Source organism: Coprococcus sp. BIOML-A2 (assembly GCF_009875795.1).
Lineage (GTDB): Bacteria > Bacillota > Clostridia > Lachnospirales > Lachnospiraceae > Coprococcus > Coprococcus aceti.
The window spans coordinates 485,861-505,856 of sequence record NZ_WWSI01000003.1 but is presented as its reverse complement, the minus strand read 5'-3'; the positions used below and the strand labels follow the sequence as shown (position 1 = coordinate 505,856).

Here is a 19,996-nt window from a genome sequence, read left to right as displayed (position 1 = left end):
ATACATTATGTGGAGGAAAGATATGAGTACAATGGATGCGATCAATTCAAATGAAGACAAGTATATGATCAAGGTGAGTGAGGACGATGCGATCAACGCAAAGTTCAACACAAAGCTTCAGGAATTGCTTGACATAGCTCACAGCAAGAAGAACGTTATAGAGGACACAGAGCTCATCAAGCATTTTAACGATCTCAAGGAGGTTGCCCTTGATCTGGATACCATGCAGAAGATCTTCAATTTCCTTGAAAAGAACGGTGTGGACATACTTCAGATAACAGATGACGATGAGGAGGAGCCAACACTTGACGAGGACGTGATCGCTGAGGGCGAGGATGTTGAGAAGATAGATTTCACAGATACAGGTGATATATCAAGCACAACACAGGATCCTGTCAAGATGTACCTGAAGGATATAGGAAAGGTGCCTCTGCTCAGCGCGGAGGAGGAGATAGAGCTTGCCAAGAGAATGGAGGCAGGCGATGAGATGGCAAAGAAGAAGCTTGCTGAGTCCAACCTCAGACTTGTTGTAAGTATAGCCAAGAGATATGTTGGACGTGGAATGTTATTCCTCGATCTAATACAGGAGGGTAACCTCGGTCTGCTCAAGGCCGTGGAGAAGTTTGATTACAGAAAGGGTTACAAGTTCTCAACATATGCGACATGGTGGATCAGACAGGCCATCACAAGGGCCATCGCAGATCAGGCGAGAACCATAAGAATCCCGGTTCATATGGTTGAGACCATCAACAAGGTTACCAGAGTGAGCAGAGATCTGCTTCAGAAGCTCGGCAGAGAGCCGCTTCCAGAGGAAGTCGGAGAGGTTATGGGACTTCCAAAGGAGAGAGTTCAGGAGATCATGAAGATCGCACAGGAGCCTGTATCACTGGAGACTCCTATCGGTGAGGAGGAGGACAGCCATCTTGGAGATTTCATACAGGATGAGAGTATCCCTACACCTGTTGAGGCGACAAACCAGACACTGCTGCACGAGCAGCTCGACGAGGTAGTCAGCACACTTACAGAGAGAGAGCAGAGAGTTATAAAGCTCAGATTTGGATGGGATGACGGAAGACCAAGAACCCTTGAGGAAGTCGGCAAGGAGTTCAATGTCACAAGAGAGCGTATCAGACAGATCGAGGCAAAGGCGCTCAGAAAGCTGAGACATCCTAACAGAAGCAGAAAGCTCAAGGATTTCCTGTATAACTAGCAGAGAGGACCGCGCGATCTGGCATGGATGGTGCGAGGATAATAATTATGAAAGATATAGAATTGTCACTTCGTATGAAGACTGTTGCCGACATGGTAAAGCCCGGCGGCAGAGTGTGTGATATTGGATGCGACCATGCATTTGTGTCCATATACCTTGTGGCAAATGGCATATCGGACCGGGTCATAGCATCAGATGTTAGAACCGGTCCGTGTGCTATAGCCAGGGATAATATAGCCAGATGGAATATGACAGACCGTATTGATCTGAGACTCGGAAACGGACTTGCAACCATATCTCCGGGTGAGGTGGATTCCATCATAATAGCCGGCATGGGAGGAATCCTCATAACGGATATACTTGAAGCCGGCATGGATGTGGTACAGTCAGCCGGTCAGCTCGTGCTGCAGCCCCAGTCGGAGACAGAGCATTTGAGAAGGTACATCGCAGAGAATGGCTGGAAGATCACAGAGGAAAAAATGCTGATAGATGCTGGCAAATACTACGTTGTACTGAACGTGGATGTGACAGCACAGGATTTTGGTAATAAGTCAGCCATGGATGAAGTATATTATAAATACGGATATTACCTCATACATAATCATGACAAGATCCTCGGAGAGTATCTGAGGGATAAGCTTGATTCGACCGGAAAAGTCCTTGATGGACTGAAGAAGGCGGATACGGTCAATGCCAGACGGCGTGCCGGTGAGCTCACACATGAAAAGGAATGCATGGAAGAGGCATTGAGACTTATATCGGATATGGAGTAGATATTTATATGGGTGATGAGCAGAGAAGTATAACATCATTAAAGACAACTGCAAAGGAGTGGGCGAGGAAAGTCGGTATCGATTCGATCGACAGGCTGAACGAGATGATCGATTCAGGAAAGGGACTGGAGCTCATACTGGTATGCGAGGCTATGCAGAGTAACTGCATGTATGAGATAGCCAGAAAAGTTTCCGAACAGAAGCGTAGGATAATACTGATATCCGGGCCGAGCTCGGCGGGCAAGACAACACTTTCCCACAGACTCAGTATCCAGCTTCGTGCCATGGGACTCAGACCACATGCGATAGCTGCGGATAACTATTTTGTGAACCGTGAAGACAATCCGAAGGATGAGAATGGCAACTATGATTTCGAGTGCCTGGAGGCCATGGATCTTGAAACACTTAATAGGGATATGACAAGGCTGTTGGACGGTGAAGAGATAGAGCTTCCGGTTTTCAACTTCAAGACCGGAGTGAGGGAATATCATGGGGACCTTCTCAAAATAGGTGAAAATGATGTTATCATCATGGAAGGAATCCATTCGCTTAACCCGAAGATGACATACGGACTGGCGGATGAAGACAAGTACAAGATATACATAAGTCCCCTTAATCAGTTGTACGTTGAAGGTGAGGACGGCGAGCCGGCAAAGGTTTCAACCATAGACAGCAGACTGCTCAGGAGAATAGTCAGAGACAGCAGGACCAGAGGGAACGATGTGGAGAAGACACTTTCCATGTGGAGCTCAGTCAGAAGGGGAGAGGAGAAATATATCTTCCCATATGAGAGCGAGGCTGATGAGATGTTTAACTCGGGACTGTTGTACGAATATACCGCCATACGGCGTGAGGCGAGACCATTGCTGCTCGGGGTAGATGAGACTTCAGAGCATTACCAGGATGCGGCGAGACTTCTGCGTCTGATAGATATGTTCCACGACATAGACACAGAATACATACCAGCAAATTCCATACTCAGAGAATTTATAGGTGGCGGATGCTTCAGGATATGATGAAGGTTTACACAAGGATAAAGAATAACCAACAATACAAAAATACGGCACAGAGGCAAAACAAATGTCTCCGTGCCGTATTTTTTGTTCAAAATATAAGAAAAATACTATGAAAGGGAATGAGTTGGACTGTAAGCCGGGTTATGTCGAGAGTGATCATCTATCTAGGATTTATGTTACCATAAAACTCAAGCAACCTACCTGGAATGCAGCGGGCAACTGTATCATTCCACAAGCTCCTTTGCAGAAGCTATATTTGGTCTTGCTTCGGATGGGGTTTACAGAGCCTGTCATGTTACCATGGCAGCGGTGAGCTCTTACCTCGCCTTTCCACCCTTACCATACGAATATGGCGGTATATTTCTGTTGCACTGGCCTGGGAGTCGCCTCCACCGGACGTTATCCGGCATCCTGCCCTGTGAAGCCCGGACTTTCCTCACCTGCAAAAATGCAGCCGCGATCACTTATCCAACTCATATAATCTTATAACAAATCACCGACAAAAAGTAAAGTGAAAATAATCAAAAAACAACGAATGTAGTTTTTAAAACTACTTAACACAGTTAAGAATGCTTGATGTGGATTGCGATTCATGATATAATCTATAGCAAAGACGAGCAGACTAATATATGACTTCAGGCATATGGCGCACACAGCGCTGGAAAGGACTAACAATGGAAGATGTATATTTAACTAATAGAGATTATGTGAAGATAAAGAATCTGAATCTGGTGAGCTACGGTGGCAATCAGAACTGGTCAAAGTCAAAGAAGATGCAGAAGGTCGGATGTGGTGTTATAGCCATGGCAGACCTCACGATGTATCTTGCTGAGCAGAATCCGAATATGATGACCGATGCCATCCGAAAGATCAACAAGCCAAAAGGCTTATACAACAAGCATGACTATCTTGAGTATGTGAGATTTTTCTATGTGCACTACGTGATACTTCTCATGCACAAGGGTATGCTGGGAATAACACTCAAGCATACGATGAACAGATATTTCATGCTGAACGACATAGGGCTCAAGGCAAAGTGGAAGATGATGCAGTCCGATGAATCGATGCTGAGAGATATAAGACATCTCATAAGAAAGAATAAGCCGGTCATACTGGCCATAGGACCTAACAGATACAATCCATTTGGCAAGAAGGGTATCAGCCTTTATGTGGACAAGGACGGTGAGCTGAAGAGCTCCATCAGGGAGAATGTCCACTCACATTATGTGACTGTTACAGGAGTGTGCACCATAAAAGGAAGAGAATATCTTGTTGTATCTTCATGGGGAAAGAAGTATTATATAGACTATAAGGAATACAGGAATTACGTGAATAACGTCGGTGACAAGTTCACGAGCGGGATATTATATATCCAGGGATTATTATAAGATTTTACACCAGGAGGACATTGTATGAACGCAGTAGAATGTATCAAGACCAGAAGAAGTGTGAGAAAGTTTACAGATGAGATGGTGAGTGTTGACACAGTCAGAGAGATTGTTGAGCTGGCGTCATATGCGCCATCATGGAAGAATACACAGGTTATCAGATATACACTTGTGGAGGATCCGGAGATCATCGCTAAGATAGCTGCAGAGGGCGTTATGAATTTCCCTCTCAACCAGAAGACAGTCAGCAGAGCGAAGCAGCTCATGATAGTCACCAAGAAGGACGGAATATGTGGCTATGAGAAGTCAGGAGAGTTCAGCACAAGCAAGGGCAGCGAGTGGGAGATGTTCGATGCCGGTATAGCAACCCAGACATTCTGTCTTGCCGCTCATGATAAGGGCGTTGGAACAGTCATACTCGGAATATTTGACGATGCAAAGGTAGGAGAGATAGTTGGTATCCCTGATGGACAGACCGTTGCCGCAGTTGTGGCTATGGGTTATCCTGCATTTGCACCGGAGATGCCACCTAGAAAGTCAGTGGACGACCTTCTCACAGTGAAGTAGATCACAGAACGGTACAATTACATATAAAAAGAAATTGATGTAAGCTGCACTTTAGTATACACTAAGTGCAGCTTTTTTTAATAAGGAGGCAACATGACAGACAGGATTTCTTCAAAGGCTGATGTTCTTAAGAGCCTGTATGGAAAATTGAAGTATTCGAGAGTGGAAAAGCTGAAGATAGTAACCGGAGCTGAGCTTGATGCCGATCCGTATGGACTTGCGGCGGAGATAGCAGAAGAATTTGCCGGAGGGTATATCGTGGTCAGAAGCTCGTCCTCAAATGAAGACGGACTCAACACTTCGAATGCCGGTCACTATGAGAGTATTCTGGGAGTGGACCCTTCAGACGGAGAGGCGGTAGTAAGGGCAGTCAGGGAAGTGCTGGATTCATATAAATGTGATCTGGACGATGTGTCCGGCGAACAGGTTCTCATACAGAGACAGATCACGAATATCAGCTACAGCGGCGTTATATTTTCAAGGGAGATCAAGAAGGACAGGCCATATTATACGATAACCTACGATGATTCATCCACAGACGCGGTTACAAGCGGAAGGGGAGGAAAGACGGTATACATAATCAGGAATGTGGACTGTGATGAGCTGCCGGCGAACTGGGCTGCGCTCATCAGATCCATGCGTGAGCTGGAGGAGATGCACCCTGAATATCCACTGGATGTGGAGTTCGCAATAGATGAGGACAATACAGTCACGATATTTCAGATGAGACCTCTTGCAGCCAGCATCAATGGTGTTCACTCCGATGTCGATGACGAAGAGGTGTTCAGGACTGTTTTGGAGGCTGAGGATACATACAGGGAGATCAGCAGCCTGGTTGGGGACAGGAACACCATATTGTCGGATATGGCATTCTGGAATCCTGCGGAGATCATAGGTGAAAATCCCCATCCGCTTGACTATTCCCTGTACAGGGAGATCATCACGTCTGCGGCATGGAATCAGGGACTCAGCTACATTGGTTACAGAGAGGTGGATGGAGACCTCATGTATAAGCTTGGCAACAAGCCGTACATATCTCTTAAGAAGTCGTTCCTGGGGCTGATGCCGGATGAACTGGATGACAGGCTGGAGGCGAAGCTTCTGAAGTATTACGATAAGAAGCTTATAGATGATCCGACCGCCCATGACAAGATAGAATTTGAGATAGCATTTTCCGAATATGACTTCTCGACGGAGGATAAGCTGGGGACACTGACGGAAGCCGGGTTCACCAGGGAGGAGATTGCGGACCTCTCGGATTCGCTGTTCAATCTGACAAACAATGCGATATGCAATTTCAATAGAAACAGGATGAAGGATCTCAGGGCTCTTAACGGCCTTCGTGTCCACCGTGAGAATACGAGAAGCAACTGGCTTATGGCGCACAATGATGTGGTAACGCTGATACAGTATTTTGTACAGCTCATAGAGAGCATAAAGCATTACGGAACCCCGAAATTTGCGCGACAGGCGAGACTGGCATTCATATCGAAGGCGATTAGCAGATCCCTTGTGTACAGAGGATATTTTACGGACAAAGAGATAGACGATTTTATGATGTCGATATATACTGTTGCGTCGGAGTACGATTCTGACTTTCAGGATCTGGTGGACGGCAGGATAACAAGAGTTACATTTGATGAAAAATATGGACATCTGCGTTCAGGCACATACGACATAACCTGCGAGACATACGCCCAGCGCGAGTTCGACCTGTCCAAGGGAAGCGCTGCTGCGAGAAAGCAGAGGCAGACCATAGAGGAGCTTAAGCATAATCCTCTGGATTCGGTTAAGCTCATGGAGGCACTTGAGGATATAGGCTTTTATGTGGACCTCAGGGAATTTCTGGATTTCCTCAAGGATTCCATGGAGGAGAGGGAATTCTTCAAGTTCGAGTTCACCAAGACATTAAGCCTTGCCATAGACATACTTATAGATATAGGCGATAAACTTGGCATAAGCAAGGAAGACATGGCATATCTTGAGGTGCCGGATATTCAGCTTATGGTGAACAGACCTGCGGAATTCACAGGCGATATATGGAGAAAGATCATAGATCAGAACAAAAAGAAATTCCAGAGGGCGTCCATGCTTATACTGCCGGATGTCATATATGATCCGTTGCAGTTAAAATGCATAGAAATATGGGAGGCCAGACCTAACTTCATAACATCTGAATGCGTCACGGGTGACATTCTCCTGCTTGAAAATTATGAGAATGAGGATCACGAGGATGTGGCTGACGTTCAGGATAAGATAGTAGTTCTCCCGAAGGCGGATCCGGGATACGACTGGATATTTGCAAAGGGGATAAAAGGATTTATAACGAAATACGGCGGAGTTGCATCCCACATGGCGATAAGGTGTGCGGAGTTCAACATCCCGGCGGCAATAGGCTGCGGAGACTGCATATACAGTTTCGTGGAAAAACAGCAGACGGTGACGCTCGACTGTGCACACGGTAAGATAACAAAGGGGGTATAGGTTTTATGTTACATGCACTTATAACACAGCGGGAAGGACACAATATGTATGGAAAATATACGGACGTTCTCGAGGCTGCTTATGTGGAGTTCTATGAGAGCCTTGGAATAAGACTCAGACCGGTATCCAACTTTACAAAAAACTTTGATGAGATAGTGGATGAACAGTTTGATCTCCTGATAGTGACAGGGGGCGGAACGCTCCATCCGAGACATTATGTGGAGCCGCACAATGCAGAGCTGCAGCCGCACCGTGATGCGCTAGAGGAGCAGCTCATAATGTACTGCGTCCAGAATGAGATCCCAGTGATAGGCGTGTGCAGGGGAATGCAGCACATAAATGCGCTGTTTGGCGGTAAGATAAGTTATTCCGCGCGCTTTAAGGTGCCAAGACCCAGAGGCACAGACCACATGGCAAGGATAGTCAAGACGGACAGATATATCAAGGTAAACAACTTCCACAGCGACTGTGTCTATCTGGAAAATCTGTCGACGATGTTCTATCCGATAGTGGTCGATGAGGAGAATGAATCTGTCGAGGCATTTGTATCACCGACGATGAGCATACTTGCCTTCCAGTGGCATCCTGAGCGTATATTTGAGAGCGAGGAAGGACGGCTTTTTACAAGACATCTTATACAGGATTTCCTTGGGCTTCCGAGAGATGATGTGAAACCGGCGATAGATTAACGTTGAAATGCCATATGAAAGATGCTAAAATAAACTAGCGTATACTTATGAGATAGAAAAGTTGCGATGGAGGCACTATTATGGAGAACGGAAAAGCTAAACAGCTTTTAGATAGAATACAGGATATAGTTGGAGATGGACAGAACGTTCCATTTGCAGCAGGTAAGGTACTGGTCAACAAGGAAGAGGTTCTTGAGATCGTTGAGGAGCTCAAGACTACTATAGATCTGGAACTCAAGGCATATCATGAGATCACAGACAAGAGAAGCAAGATCATCAAGGAGGCAGAGCAGGAGGCCGATGAGATCATCGCAGAGGCCGAGGAGACCGCATCCAGGATCAGGCTTACAAAGCCAAGCCCGCTCTTTGTGGACCGCAATGTCAAGAGCCTTGGCAAGCAGGACAGGCAGGCGCTCAGAACGGCCAACGAGATATATGCGGCATCTATCATTTATACAAATGAGATGCTGATGGAGATCAACGAGACCGTGAACCAGGCATATAATATGATAAGCATGGAGAGCGACAGAGTCCTTGATTCTCTGAGAAAGAAATCTGAGATCATTGAGAACAACAAGAAGGAGCTCATGGAAGGTCTCATGGATATGAAGAAGCAGGAGCGCTATGCCGATATACTGGAGATCAGCCAGCTTCTGGCGAATGAGCTGTATTATGAGAAGAACAAAGCCAAGGATGAGGAGCACAAGGATAAGAACGGTGAGCCGGAGATGGTTCAGTGGGAGTTCGATTTTGAAGATAAGAAGGAGCCTGAACCGATCCGAGTGAAGGCATCCAGGGAACCGGTCAAGAGTGTCCAGAGGGAGACTGACGATGCGGATTCTTCGATACATGTCATAAAAGACAGTGATCATGACGATAAGATGAGACGCTTTGGAGACAGAACACCGGTGAGACTTGAGGAGTCGATAACGGATGCGAGTGCCAAGGGAAGCGACTCAGACAAGAACGGCAGACCTGATTTCAGAATAGGCGGACGTATATCCGATGCCTATGATGACGTGGATGACGGAGTCGTATAAAAGTTTCGTGCAACATGCAGGGGACGCGCTAGTTTTGAATATTAAAGCCTGATAAGTTGGCGGCTGATACTTTACAGGGGGTAACGTGTCGAATAGCACATTATATGATGCAGCAACACAGCATGCATGGCATTGCGCCGGAGCATGGGAGATCATATAATGGTGGTGTCGTCGACAGGAGGCAACATTTAATATTATATACAAATAAATCAACCTAAAACGCGGAGGTAAAAAGTTATGGGAATTTTAAAGAGATTTAAGGACATTATGTCATCAAACATCAATGCACTTCTTGACAAGGCAGAGGATCCTGAGAAGATGATAGATCAGTACCTCAGAGACCTTCAGGAGGATCTCAGAAAGGTTAAGTCAGAGACTGCAACTGTTATGGCAGAGGAGCAGAGATGCAAGAGACAGCTTGATGAGTGTGACGCAGAGATCGCAAAGATGCAGACATATGCAGAGAAGGCACTTGTAGCAGGTAACGAGGGCGATGCAATGAAGTTCCTCGAGAAGAAGAACCAGCTCACGCAGAAGCAGGTAGCTCTTCAGCAGGCATATGATGCAGCAGCAGCTAACGCAGCCAAGATGAGACAGATGCATGACAAGCTCACAAAGGATGTCAGCGATCTCAATGCAAGAAAAGAGACTATCAAGGCAAAGGTTCAGGTTGCTAAGACTCAGGAGCGTATGAACAAGATGATGAGCGGTATCGGCGATTCATCAGCTTCACTTGATGCATTTTCAAGAATGGAAGCAAAGGCAGACGCTATGCTTGACAAGGCAAATGCAATGAGCGAGCTCAATTCATCAAGCGCAGATTCAATAGATGATCTTGCAAGCAAGTATGATGCAGCTCCAAATGCAGACGTTCAGGATGAGCTTGCAGCACTTAAGGCAAAGATGGGATTATAATATTCCAAACATATTGCAGAACAGAGAGGAGTGCACTACATGGGTTTATTTTCAAATCAGTTTGCTAATGTTGTAGAATGGGAAGAGTACAGAGATGACGTCATCTTCTGGAAGTGGACAAATAGAGAGATCAAGAAGGATTCAAAGCTTATAATCAAACCGGGACAGGATGCTATATTCCTTTATAACGGAGCGGTTGAAGGTATATTTACCGAGTCTGGAAACTACACTATTGATTCACAGATCATACCATTCCTTTCAACGTTGAAGGGATTTAAGTTCGGATTCAATTCAGGACTTCGCGCAGAGGTTCTGTTTGTGAATACAAAAGAGTTTACATGTAACTGGGGAACCAGTTCACCGATCAGACTTCAGGCACCGGGACTTCCGGGTGGACTTCCTGTGAGATCAAATGGTAAATTCTCATTCAAGATAGACGATTATAATGTTCTAATAGAGAAGGTTGCAGGTATAAAGCAGCAGTTCACAGTCGATGACATAAGAGATAGGATAAGGGGTATCCTGGACGGACTGCTGATGAAGTGGATCACAAAGGTTGGCGGAGACGTATTCAATCTTATGGCCAATTCCGTTGATATAGCTAAGGGTATCAAGGAAGATCTGGACATGGAACTCTTGGGAATCGGACTTACGATAACTGATTTCAGAATAAGCGAGTTTACATATCCTGAGAATATACAGAAGCGTGCTGATCAGGCTGCTGAGTATTCTATGATAGGGGATATGAACAGATTCCAGCAGGTGAATATGGTTGATTCCATGGCAAGGGGTGGCCGTACAGGAACAGCCGGAAGCAATGCAACGGATATGGCAAATGCCATGGTAGGAATGCAGATGGGAATGGCTATGGCAGGTCAGATGGCCGGAGCTATGAACCAGATGAACAATGCAGCAACACAGGCAGCAGGAACCGGAACAGCTCCAAAGTTCTGTCCTAACTGTGGACAGCCAACTAACGGTGCGAAGTTCTGTGGCAACTGTGGAACGAAGCTGATCTAAAGACAAATACATTATAATTGAATAATGATATTTTCAAATAAACGCTGTTATGATATACTAGGCAGATGGAATAAAACATATGTTTGGTATATATAACGGCGTTTTTTACGTCACAGGATACAGGAGGAATTATGGCAGGACTTAACGATATGCAGGAACAGGCCTGTGAGCATGTGGATGGGCCACTGCTCATACTTGCGGGAGCAGGAAGCGGAAAGACCAGGGTTATCACACACAGGGTAGCCTATCTCATGGAGCACGAAGGAGTTAATCCTCTGAACATACTGGCGATCACATTCACCAACAAGGCGGCCCGTGAGATGCGGGAGAGAGTTGATCTGATAGTTGGGGACGGAGCTGACAGGGTATGGGTCAGCACATTTCATTCGCTGTGTGTGAGGATACTCAGAAGATATGCTGATAAGATCGGCTATGGCAAGAACTTTGATATATATGATTCGGATGACCAGAAGAGTACGGTGAAGAGTATACTCAAGGATTTTCAGATAGACCCGAAGAGATATCCCGAGAAGATGTTCATGGCGGAGATATCCAAGGCCAAGGAGAAGTATCTGTCACCTGATGAATTCGCAAAAAAGAATGCTGCAGACTATGCAGGAACAAAGGCTGCAGAGGTGTACACTGAGTATCAGAGTCGTCTTAAGAAGAACAATGCGATGGACTTTGACGATCTTATTTACAAGACGGTGGAGCTGTTCGAGCACAATCCTGATGTCCTTGATACATATCAGAATAGATTCAGATATATCATGGTTGACGAGTATCAGGATACTAATCACATACAGTTTCTGCTGGTCAAGATGCTTGCGAGAAAATACAGGAACCTGTGTGTGGTGGGAGACGATGATCAGTCCATATACAAGTTCAGAGGAGCGAATATAACCAATATTCTGAACTTTGAGAAGGAATATGAGGATGCGAAGGTTATCAAGCTGGAACAGAACTATAGATCCTGTGGCAATATACTTGCCGCAGCGAATGCAGTCATACAGCACAATGCAGGCCGTAAGGATAAGGCTCTGTGGACGGATAAGGATGCCGGTGAGAAGATCTCGTTTGAGCAGTGCGATTCGGAATATGCAGAGGGAGATATGGTGGCGAGCCGTATCAAGACTCTTGTCAGACAGGGAGTGGACTACAGGGATATAGCTATCCTCTACAGGACGAATGCACAGTCCCGTGTGCTAGGAGAGAAGATGGTGTATGCGAACATACCATACAGAGTATATGGCGGCACAAACTTCTATGCCCGAAAGGAGATCAAGGATGTTCTGGCATATCTCAAGGTCATCAACAATTCCACTGACAACCTGTACTTCAGGAGAGTGGTAAATGTTCCGAAGAGAGGTATAGGCGAGGCGAGTCTCAGCAAGGTTGAGTCATTTGCGGATGCGTATGGATTGTCGATGATGGATGCTGCGGCGAGAGCTGACGAGATACCGGGAATGGCTGCCAAGACCTCGGCCAAGATCAGGCAGTTTGCGGAGCTTATCACATCATTCAGGGATATGCTGGCGGATGGTGAGAGCCTTGACTCGGTGTACGACAGGATCCTTGAGGATACGGGTTATGAGTCAGAGCTCATAGCAGAGCACACAGAGGAGGCCATGACTAGACTTGAGAATATCGATGAACTCCGCAACAAGGTGGTGGAATTCACAGAGGATAATGAGGAGGCAGGGCTCAGCGAGTTTCTGGAGGAGATAGCGCTTGTGTCTGACCTCGATGCCATGTCGGAGGATGACAATCAGGTCAAGCTGATGACTCTCCACAGTGCCAAGGGTCTGGAGTTCCCATACGTATTTATATGCGGAATGGAGGACAGAGTATTTCCTAGTGGAATGGCACTCAACTCAGATGATCCCGATGCTCTTGAGGAGGAGAGACGTCTGTGTTATGTGGGTATAACCAGAGCCATGAAAAAGCTGTACCTGAGTGCGGCGAAGGAACGAATGATGCATGGTAACAGGGTGTACAGCGATGTGTCCAGATTCATAAGAGAGATCCCGCCTATGCTGTTTGAGCATGAAGCTGATATGAAGAATATGGCAAAGCGAAGAGAGTCGGAGTCTGTCGACAGATATAACAGAGGTGAAGGACGCAGAAATGCGTATGGAAGTTCATATGGTGATACATATGCCGGCTATGGCGGTGGAAGAACCGCTGGAGCAGCCTCAGGCAGAAGCTATGGACAGAAGAATCCATACAGCAGCTATGCAAAACAGCAGTCATACGGGCAGCCGTCTTCCCAGCCTTCGTTCGGCAAAGCCTTTGTGGTAAACAGTGTTGGCAAGCCGGATTATGCTGTTGGAGACAGAGTCAGACATATTAAGTTTGGTCCGGGTACTGTGGAGGCTTTGGAGAAGGGCGATAAGGATTACGAGGTTACAGTGAATTTCGACAGATGCGGTGTCAGGAAGATGTTTGCTTCGTTTGCAAAGCTCAAAAAATGCGAGTAGTCAATTAAACCGCATGTTAGATTTATTTATAAAATACATATAGAAATAATCAAAACCGTATGCTATAATTTTGGTATGTGTTGGGAGATAATAACTGTATGTTTCTTCTCTCAAATCAATATAATATAATGAAACCCGTTACAGGGTTAAGAAAGGGTGGAATGTAACGATGAAGAGTAGTGACGTAATCTTAGTTAAAGGCGATGCAACAGAAGAGAAGGCAAAGAGCACATTATTTGTGATCTTGGTTATCATTGGTGCCGTTGCTGCTATTGCAGGTATTGCATATGCAGTATATTCATATCTTACACCAGACTTCCTTGATGATTTTGATGATGACTTCGACGATGATTTCGACGATGACTTCTTCGATGATGAGGAAGATACAGATGAGGCAGAGCCAGCAGCAGAAGCAGCCGAGGCGGCAGACGCTGAGTAATTCGTACTGTATTATATAGAAGAATATGGTAGTATAAAGATACGCTCTATCCATTGAGGATAGAGCGTATTTTTTTGTCATCTACTAAAAAAATGGAAGATAGGACGAAACGTCATGATAAAAGGTATAAAAAATGCGGATAACAGGAATCGAACCTGCACCCCGAAGGACTAGATCCTAAGTCTAGCGCGTCTGCCAGTTCCGCCATATCCGCTTAATTCTTCATAAAATAAAAATAGCCCCTCATATCAGAAGGGAAATAGTGAGCCATCGGGGACTCGAACCCCGGACAACTTGATTAAAAGTCAAGTGCTCTACCGCCTGAGCTAATGGCCCATAAGTCTGGACTTTAATAACTGGGCTAGCTGGATTCGAACCAGCGAATGCAGGAGTCAAAGTCCTGTGCCTTACCGCTTGGCGATAACCCAATAGCATCGCTAATATGTGCGATAAAGAAAAAGGGTGGATAGAGGGACTCGAACCCTCGGCCTCCAGAGCCACAATCTGGCGCGCTAGCCAACTGCGCCATACCCACCATAGGCTTATAAAATAATTGCTATTTTATAAAAATATATCTTAGCCTGCTAACAGTAGTAGTAGCTAAGATACAAAAATGTGCCCGAAGGGATTCGAACCCCCGACCCACGGCTTAGAAGGCCGTTGCTCTATCCAGCTGAGCTACGGACACGTACCAATTCCCGCTATATGTATATGTTAGCGAAAATAAAGAGCGGGTGATGGGAATCGAACCCACGTATCTAGCTTGGAAGGCTAGTGTTCTACCATTGAACTACACCCGCATAATGCTTAACAGTGTTTTGGATTATAAGTCGGGGTGACAGGATTCGAACCTGCGACCTCTTGATCCCAAATCAAGCGCTCTAGCCAAGCTGAGCCACACCCCGTTAGTCCTTTGCGACCAACGCAAAACCTATTATACACAAGTCGGTAATGTTTGTCAACAACTTTTTTAATTTTTTTTTGAAAATCAGTTGCTGATGTGTTATATTGAATCAGACGTTATCGCCTATTCATCAAACCGACTTTTGCATTATATGCATTATAGGAGCGAAAGTCAATAGGTATTTTGAAAAAAATTGAAAATTGTGAGGATGTGTAGTAATGGATAATTTTATATTCAGCATAAATGCAACGATACCGATATTTCTGGTGATACTTCTGGGATGGTTTCTGATGAAGATACATATTATAACAGAAGAGTTCGCCAACGTGGCGAATAAATATGTGTTCAAGGTAGCCCTTCCGGTTCTGCTGTTCAGGGATATTGCGACGACCTCCATATTGGACGACCTCAATGTAAAGTTTGTTCTGTTCTGCTTCTTTGGAACGATCATAATGTTTGGGCTGGTATGGGTGTTTGCACTGATATACTGTAAGGACAGAACCATGATCGGTGCATTTGTGCAGGGGGGAGCAAGAGGAAGTGCTGCGGTTCTCGGCGTTGCATTTGTGGAGAATATCTGTGGCAACTCGGGCATGGCGCCTCTCATGATAGTGTCAGCGGTGCCGATGTACAATATTATATCTGTAATAGCTCTGACATTTGGCGGAAACGACAGACAGAGGGGAACAGCGGGTATCAAGAAAGCGTTCGTCAATATATTGAAGAATCCGATCATCATAGGAATATTGCTTGGAGTCCCGTTCTCTGTATTTGACATACCGATACCAGCCATACCGACAAGAACTATCAGTTATATAGCACAGACGGCGACTCCTATAGCGCTCATAGCCATAGGTGCTGGATTTGACTCACAGCAGGCATTGACCAGGCTCAAGCCGTCACTTGTGGCAACGGTCATAAAGCTTGTGATTCTTCCTGTCATATTCCTTCCGGTTGCCATTGGTATGGGTTTTGGGCCGAGTGAGATTGTTGCTATACTGATAATGGTTGGAGCACCGGCTACGGTGTCGGGATACATCATGGCGAAGAATATGGACAATGATTATGTGCTGTCATCGAATATTATCGTTTTATCCACATTATTATCGTCAGTGACGTTGACTCTGTGGGTGTTTGTGTTAAAATGTTTGGGAGTAATCTAATTTTATTATACAGAGGTTTAATTAATGGATAACATTGACTACAAGATACTGAGATGCCTGAAGGACAATGCGAGACTTACAGCATCGGCCATCAGTGAAGAGATCAATCTCTCTGTCTCGGCCGTGATAGAGAGAATAAGGAAGATGGAGAGCAGCGGGGTAATAAAGGGATATACCATTGAGGTTGACCAGAAAAAGCTGGGCAATGAGATGGTAGCCATCATGGAAGTGAGACTGAAGCATCCGAAATATTATGATGAATTTGCACAGCTTATACAGACAAATGACAGCATAGTCGCATGCTTCTATATGACAGGAGATTTTGACTTTATATTGAAGATAGTGACTGATTCCGCTGCAGGTCTGGACGAGGTGTATAGATTTGTGAAGGGATATGAGGGTGTGTCAGCAACTGAAACGCACTTTGTTCTCAAGACGCTTAAGGACGAAGTATCAGTTATACCGGAGGTAAAAGAGAAATGAACAACATAGTACTTACAGGCATGCCGGGAGCGGGCAAGAGCACTATAGGGGTTCTTCTGGCAAAGGTTCTCGGTTATAAGTTCATCGATGCAGATATTCTCATACAGAACAGTCAGGGAATGCTGCTCAGGGAGATCATAGCAAAGTATGGCGATGATGGGTTTTTAAAGATAGAGAATGATGTGAACAAGGGTATCACAGACCAACATGCAGTCATAGCCACAGGTGGAAGCGCTGTGTACTGTACTGAGGCCATGGAGAAATACATGGCGGAGGATACAGTTATATATATCAATCTTCCATATGAGGAGATAGCGAACAGACTTGGCAATATCAAGAGAAGAGGCGTGGTGTTGAAGGATGGACAGACTCTGAAAGATTTGTATAATGAGAGGACAAAGCTTTATGAGAAGTACTGTCATATCAATATCAAAGCGGAAGGCCTTGGAATTGAGGAATTGCTGGACAGCGTTGCGGGCATGATAATTGTCAGAAGAGATCTGTAATACGTCATATGCCACATGATAGGGATAGAAAAGCTGCTTATATAGCTGAGGTAAAAATGTAGCATATATACAATGGAGGGAATGTATGGAGATATTAAAAATGTTAGGTCAGATACTGCTTCTTGTGCTTGGGTTTGTGTTTATGATAAAGGGAGCGGATGTATTTGTAGATGGTGCGTCTAAAATAGCTGTCAAATGCAACATACCAGAGATGGTAGTTGGATTAACAATAGTTGCCATGGGCACTAGTGCTCCAGAAGCAGCTGTCAGCATAAAGGCGGCACTTTCGCCTGCGGGAGCCGGGATCACTGTTGGAAATGTGCTTGGAAGCAACATTATTAACATACTTGTCATCCTTGGAGTGACAGCACTCATAGCAGCACTTCCTATAAAGAAAAATACACTTAGGATAGATATACCATTTGTTATCGTGGCATCGATCATGATACTCTGCATGGGATATTTTGATGGTGTGCTCAGCAGACTTGAGGGTGTGATATTCTATGTAGTGTTTATTGGATTTTTGGTATATCTGATCATCAGCGCGAAGAATGGCAACAGCGAGAGTGATTCTATAGAACTCACGGAGAAGGATAAGACTCCGAGACTTATACTGTTTATAATCATAGGATTAGCACTGGTCGTGGTCGGAAGCAATTTCACTGTAAATGCGGCATCATATATAGCTGGAAAGCTCGGAATGACAGAGAGACTCATAGGTCTTACAATAGTGGCATTTGGCACATCTCTTCCTGAGCTTGTGACATCATGCACAGCGGCAAAAAAGGGGCAGACAGATATTGCCATAGGCAACATAGTTGGAAGCAATATATTCAATATACTTTTCGTTGCCGGAACTACAATGCTCATAACCCCAGTGCAGTTTGAGCAGAACTTCCTGTTGGATGGCATCATGGCAATAGTGGCTGCTGTTCTCCTCTGGGTGTGCAGCGTCAGAAAGAAGAAGCTCACCAGGCCGGGCGGAATAGTGATGCTGGCTGTGTATGCGGTATATTTTGCTTATATTATGTACAAGAATTATATGTAGCAGATATCAAATGAATGGGGTATAGTCATTTATGTGATGATTATGAACCGGAAGAGTTGGTGTGTATAACAAGTCACGATGACAAGGATTATTACAGTATGGATGATTTTTATGATTTAGATGAACTTGATTAGATCTCAATAAAAAATACAGCGTGTAGCGATTGCCGCACGCTGTATTTTTTGTGGATATTTCTTGACTATGGTATGGGTATAACTTATAATCAGACATAGCAATTTAAACCGCAAAACTTTAAAGTTGACACGCTTTGACGTGATAAAGCAAACCGCGGATAAAAAATGTATTGGGAGGATACTATGGTACTCAAAGTTATTATGCTTGTTGTTTTCTTTGCGATCATGCTTGGAGTTGGATTTTACTCGAGAAAACACACAAAGGATGTGAATGGATTTGTTCTTGGGGGCAGAAGCGTTGGCCCGTGGCTCACAGCATTTGCCTATGGAACATCTTACTTCTCAGCGGTTATATTCATTGGATATGCCGGACAGTTTGGATGGAAGTACGGAATTGCTTCCACATGGATAGGAATTGGAAATGCGCTGCTTGGCTCACTGGTGGCATGGGTAGTTCTCGGAAGAAGAACAAGACTGCTCACACAGGAGCTTGACACGAGAACTATGCCGGAGTTCTTCGAGAAGAGATACTCCAGCAAGTCATTGAAGCTTTTCTCGTCGATCATCATCTTCATCTTCCTCATTCCATATACAGCGTCACTGTACAACGGACTTTCAAGACTGTTCGGAATGGCGTTCAATGTTGACTATAAGATATGCGTAATCGTCATGGCTGCCCTTACAGGTATATATGTAATCGTTGGTGGATACATGGCGACTGCTATCAACGATTTCATCCAGGGACTCATCATGCTGGTGGGAATCGTGGCAGTCATATATGCGGTACTCAACAACTACGGCGGACTCACAGGAGCATTTGACAGCCTGGCAAGGATAAATGATCCTGCAGTGTCAGATACACCGGGTGTATTTGCATCATTCCTGGGACCTGACGTATTCAATCTGTTCTGTGTTGTCGTGCTGACATCCCTTGGAACATGGGGACTTCCACAGATGGTACAGAAGTTCTATGCCATCAAGGATGAGAGATCCATCAAGACAGGTACAGTTGTGTCGACACTTTTTGCTACGATAGTTGCCGGAGGATGTTATTTCCTCGGCGGATTTGGAAGACTCACAGGTACAGATGTTGCGACAGAGGGATTTGATGCTATCATTCCACATCTGCTTGAGAAGCTTCCAGCTGCCCTTATGGGACTTGTGGTCATACTGGTGCTTTCAGCATCTATGTCCACACTTTCTTCGCTGGTCCTTACATCCAGCTCAACGCTCACCATCGACTTTATAAAGCCGGTCATTGCACCGAAGATGGATGAGAAGAAACAGATACTTGTCATGAGGCTCATGCTCGTTATGTTTGTTGCTGTATCGGCTGTCATAGCCATCGTGCAGTACTCAAGCAGGATAACGTTCATAGCACAGCTTATGGGTGTTTCATGGGGGGCTATAGCAGGTGCGTTCCTTGCTCCATTTTTATATGGCTTATACTGGAAGAAGACAACAGTTGCGGCTTGCTGGACATGCTTTATATGGGGAACAGGAATCATGACGCTGAACTTTATAAGCAATACATGGGGATTGTTTAAGTTCCCTGCAATGATGCAGTCACCTATCAACTGCGGTGCGGTTGCCATGGTTGGAGGACTTATCATCGTTCCTATTGTGAGTCTGTTCACAAAGAAGCCTGACCAGAAGAAGGTTGAGGATGCATTCTCTTGCTATGAGGAGACAGTTACTGTAGCTCACAGGAAGGCACTTGACTAACATAGATATTAC

17 protein-coding genes, 7 tRNA genes and 1 other RNA gene are annotated in these 19,996 nt (G+C 45.1%); 17 read left to right on the top strand and 8 right to left on the bottom strand.

The window, feature by feature from the left end; genetic code table 11:
* The first annotated feature begins 22 nt into the window (after nucleotides 1-22).
* From rpoD to GT575_RS09170, 3 genes are read left to right on the top strand one after another with little or no spacing between them, the layout of a single operon-like run.
* A complete protein-coding gene (gene rpoD, locus GT575_RS09180) occupies nucleotides 23-1,210 on the top strand; it encodes an RNA polymerase sigma factor RpoD (RefSeq protein ID WP_022216124.1) in 1,188 nt (395 codons plus the stop codon).
* A gap of 47 nt (nucleotides 1,211-1,257) precedes the next feature.
* Nucleotides 1,258-1,983, top strand: coding sequence for a tRNA (adenine(22)-N(1))-methyltransferase (locus GT575_RS09175; protein ID WP_015533962.1), 726 nt, complete (start codon nucleotides 1,258-1,260; stop codon nucleotides 1,981-1,983).
* 8 nt (nucleotides 1,984-1,991) lie between these two features.
* Complete coding sequence (locus tag GT575_RS09170; RefSeq protein ID WP_015533961.1) at nucleotides 1,992-2,999, top strand: uridine kinase family protein; 1,008 nt, start codon at nucleotides 1,992-1,994, stop codon at nucleotides 2,997-2,999.
* Between the two features lie 116 nt (nucleotides 3,000-3,115).
* Here the strand turns inward: GT575_RS09170 and rnpB are convergent.
* An RNA gene (gene rnpB, locus GT575_RS09165) (RNase P RNA component class A) lies at nucleotides 3,116-3,475 on the bottom strand.
* 198 nt (nucleotides 3,476-3,673) lie between these two features.
* Between rnpB and GT575_RS09160 the strand changes: the two genes are divergently transcribed.
* The 9 genes from GT575_RS09160 (at nucleotide 3,674) to GT575_RS09120 (ending at nucleotide 14,021) form a co-directional block, all read left to right on the top strand.
* Entirely contained in the window at nucleotides 3,674-4,387 is a 714-nt protein-coding gene (locus GT575_RS09160; protein WP_055147001.1) for a hypothetical protein, read from the top strand.
* Between the two features lie 24 nt (nucleotides 4,388-4,411).
* Nucleotides 4,412-4,954, top strand: coding sequence for a nitroreductase family protein (locus tag GT575_RS09155; RefSeq protein WP_055223260.1), 543 nt, complete (start codon nucleotides 4,412-4,414; stop codon nucleotides 4,952-4,954).
* A gap of 93 nt (nucleotides 4,955-5,047) precedes the next feature.
* Entirely contained in the window at nucleotides 5,048-7,438 is a 2,391-nt protein-coding gene (locus GT575_RS09150; protein WP_055223262.1) for a PEP-utilizing enzyme, read from the top strand.
* A gap of 5 nt (nucleotides 7,439-7,443) precedes the next feature.
* A complete protein-coding gene (locus GT575_RS09145; protein WP_015533956.1) occupies nucleotides 7,444-8,127 on the top strand; it encodes a gamma-glutamyl-gamma-aminobutyrate hydrolase family protein in 684 nt (227 codons plus the stop codon).
* Nucleotides 8,128-8,207: 80 nt separating this feature from the next.
* The gene (locus GT575_RS09140) at nucleotides 8,208-9,167 is read left to right on the top strand and encodes a hypothetical protein (RefSeq protein ID WP_015533955.1); all 960 of its coding nucleotides are present in this window, start codon (nucleotides 8,208-8,210) and stop codon (nucleotides 9,165-9,167) included.
* 237 nt (nucleotides 9,168-9,404) lie between these two features.
* Nucleotides 9,405-10,082, top strand: a complete 678-nt coding sequence (locus tag GT575_RS09135) for a PspA/IM30 family protein (RefSeq protein WP_015533954.1) — start codon at nucleotides 9,405-9,407, stop codon at nucleotides 10,080-10,082.
* Nucleotides 10,083-10,121: 39 nt separating this feature from the next.
* On the top strand, nucleotides 10,122-11,102 hold the full coding sequence (locus GT575_RS09130) for an SPFH domain-containing protein (RefSeq protein WP_015533953.1): 981 nt from the start codon (nucleotides 10,122-10,124) through the stop codon (nucleotides 11,100-11,102).
* A 131-nt stretch (nucleotides 11,103-11,233) separates the two neighbouring features.
* Nucleotides 11,234-13,582, top strand: a complete 2,349-nt coding sequence (gene pcrA, locus GT575_RS09125; protein ID WP_161171903.1) for a DNA helicase PcrA — start codon at nucleotides 11,234-11,236, stop codon at nucleotides 13,580-13,582.
* 169 nt (nucleotides 13,583-13,751) lie between these two features.
* A complete protein-coding gene (locus GT575_RS09120; RefSeq protein WP_015533951.1) occupies nucleotides 13,752-14,021 on the top strand; it encodes a hypothetical protein in 270 nt (89 codons plus the stop codon).
* Nucleotides 14,022-14,155: 134 nt separating this feature from the next.
* Here GT575_RS09120 and GT575_RS09115 read toward each other — a convergent pair.
* The 7 genes from GT575_RS09115 to GT575_RS09085 form a co-directional block, all read right to left on the bottom strand.
* Nucleotides 14,156-14,235 (bottom strand) — tRNA-Leu (locus tag GT575_RS09115).
* A gap of 49 nt (nucleotides 14,236-14,284) precedes the next feature.
* Nucleotides 14,285-14,357 (bottom strand) — tRNA-Lys (locus tag GT575_RS09110).
* Nucleotides 14,358-14,377: 20 nt separating this feature from the next.
* Nucleotides 14,378-14,449 (bottom strand) — tRNA-Gln (locus GT575_RS09105).
* 33 nt (nucleotides 14,450-14,482) lie between these two features.
* A tRNA-His gene (locus GT575_RS09100) sits at nucleotides 14,483-14,556 on the bottom strand.
* 79 nt (nucleotides 14,557-14,635) lie between these two features.
* Nucleotides 14,636-14,709 (bottom strand) — tRNA-Arg (locus GT575_RS09095).
* Between the two features lie 41 nt (nucleotides 14,710-14,750).
* Nucleotides 14,751-14,821: transfer RNA gene (locus GT575_RS09090), tRNA-Gly, on the bottom strand.
* 30 nt (nucleotides 14,822-14,851) lie between these two features.
* Nucleotides 14,852-14,926 (bottom strand) — tRNA-Pro (locus GT575_RS09085).
* A 217-nt stretch (nucleotides 14,927-15,143) separates the two neighbouring features.
* Between GT575_RS09085 and GT575_RS09080 the strand changes: the two genes are divergently transcribed.
* The 5 genes from GT575_RS09080 (at nucleotide 15,144) to GT575_RS09060 (ending at nucleotide 19,984) form a co-directional block, all read left to right on the top strand.
* Nucleotides 15,144-16,088 (top strand): AEC family transporter, encoded by a 945-nt coding sequence (locus GT575_RS09080; protein WP_022215932.1) that lies wholly within the window; start codon nucleotides 15,144-15,146, stop codon nucleotides 16,086-16,088.
* Nucleotides 16,089-16,112: 24 nt separating this feature from the next.
* Nucleotides 16,113-16,571 carry an Lrp/AsnC family transcriptional regulator gene (locus tag GT575_RS09075; RefSeq protein ID WP_022215931.1) on the top strand — a complete coding sequence of 153 codons (459 nt, stop codon included), beginning with the start codon at nucleotides 16,113-16,115 and terminating at the stop codon, nucleotides 16,569-16,571.
* Nucleotides 16,568-17,077 (top strand): shikimate kinase, encoded by a 510-nt coding sequence (locus GT575_RS09070; RefSeq protein WP_161171902.1) that lies wholly within the window; start codon nucleotides 16,568-16,570, stop codon nucleotides 17,075-17,077. The genes GT575_RS09075 and GT575_RS09070 overlap by 4 nt, the downstream gene beginning before the upstream one ends.
* Before the next feature lie 85 nt (nucleotides 17,078-17,162).
* A complete protein-coding gene (locus GT575_RS09065; RefSeq protein WP_015533950.1) occupies nucleotides 17,163-18,125 on the top strand; it encodes a calcium/sodium antiporter in 963 nt (320 codons plus the stop codon).
* A gap of 317 nt (nucleotides 18,126-18,442) precedes the next feature.
* Entirely contained in the window at nucleotides 18,443-19,984 is a 1,542-nt protein-coding gene (locus tag GT575_RS09060) for a sodium:solute symporter family protein (RefSeq protein WP_161171901.1), read from the top strand.
* The last annotated feature ends 12 nt before the right edge of the window (nucleotides 19,985-19,996 follow it).

Bases quoted from the DNA above. Each gene is read 5' to 3' on its own strand.
- rpoD (WP_022216124.1), top strand. From the start codon at position 23: ATGAGTACAATGGATGCGATCAATTCAAATGAAGACAAGTATATGATC.
- GT575_RS09175 (WP_015533962.1), top strand. From the start codon at position 1,258: ATGAAAGATATAGAATTGTCACTTCGTATGAAGACTGTTGCCGACATG.
- GT575_RS09170 (WP_015533961.1), top strand. From the start codon at position 1,992: ATGGGTGATGAGCAGAGAAGTATAACATCATTAAAGACAACTGCAAAG.
- GT575_RS09160 (WP_055147001.1), top strand. From the start codon at position 3,674: ATGGAAGATGTATATTTAACTAATAGAGATTATGTGAAGATAAAGAAT.
- GT575_RS09155 (WP_055223260.1), top strand. From the start codon at position 4,412: ATGAACGCAGTAGAATGTATCAAGACCAGAAGAAGTGTGAGAAAGTTT.
- GT575_RS09150 (WP_055223262.1), top strand. From the start codon at position 5,048: ATGACAGACAGGATTTCTTCAAAGGCTGATGTTCTTAAGAGCCTGTAT.
- GT575_RS09145 (WP_015533956.1), top strand. From the start codon at position 7,444: ATGTTACATGCACTTATAACACAGCGGGAAGGACACAATATGTATGGA.
- GT575_RS09140 (WP_015533955.1), top strand. From the start codon at position 8,208: ATGGAGAACGGAAAAGCTAAACAGCTTTTAGATAGAATACAGGATATA.
- GT575_RS09135 (WP_015533954.1), top strand. From the start codon at position 9,405: ATGGGAATTTTAAAGAGATTTAAGGACATTATGTCATCAAACATCAAT.
- GT575_RS09130 (WP_015533953.1), top strand. From the start codon at position 10,122: ATGGGTTTATTTTCAAATCAGTTTGCTAATGTTGTAGAATGGGAAGAG.
- pcrA (WP_161171903.1), top strand. From the start codon at position 11,234: ATGGCAGGACTTAACGATATGCAGGAACAGGCCTGTGAGCATGTGGAT.
- GT575_RS09120 (WP_015533951.1), top strand. From the start codon at position 13,752: ATGAAGAGTAGTGACGTAATCTTAGTTAAAGGCGATGCAACAGAAGAG.
- GT575_RS09080 (WP_022215932.1), top strand. From the start codon at position 15,144: ATGGATAATTTTATATTCAGCATAAATGCAACGATACCGATATTTCTG.
- GT575_RS09075 (WP_022215931.1), top strand. From the start codon at position 16,113: ATGGATAACATTGACTACAAGATACTGAGATGCCTGAAGGACAATGCG.
- GT575_RS09070 (WP_161171902.1), top strand. From the start codon at position 16,568: ATGAACAACATAGTACTTACAGGCATGCCGGGAGCGGGCAAGAGCACT.
- GT575_RS09065 (WP_015533950.1), top strand. From the start codon at position 17,163: ATGGAGATATTAAAAATGTTAGGTCAGATACTGCTTCTTGTGCTTGGG.
- GT575_RS09060 (WP_161171901.1), top strand. From the start codon at position 18,443: ATGGTACTCAAAGTTATTATGCTTGTTGTTTTCTTTGCGATCATGCTT.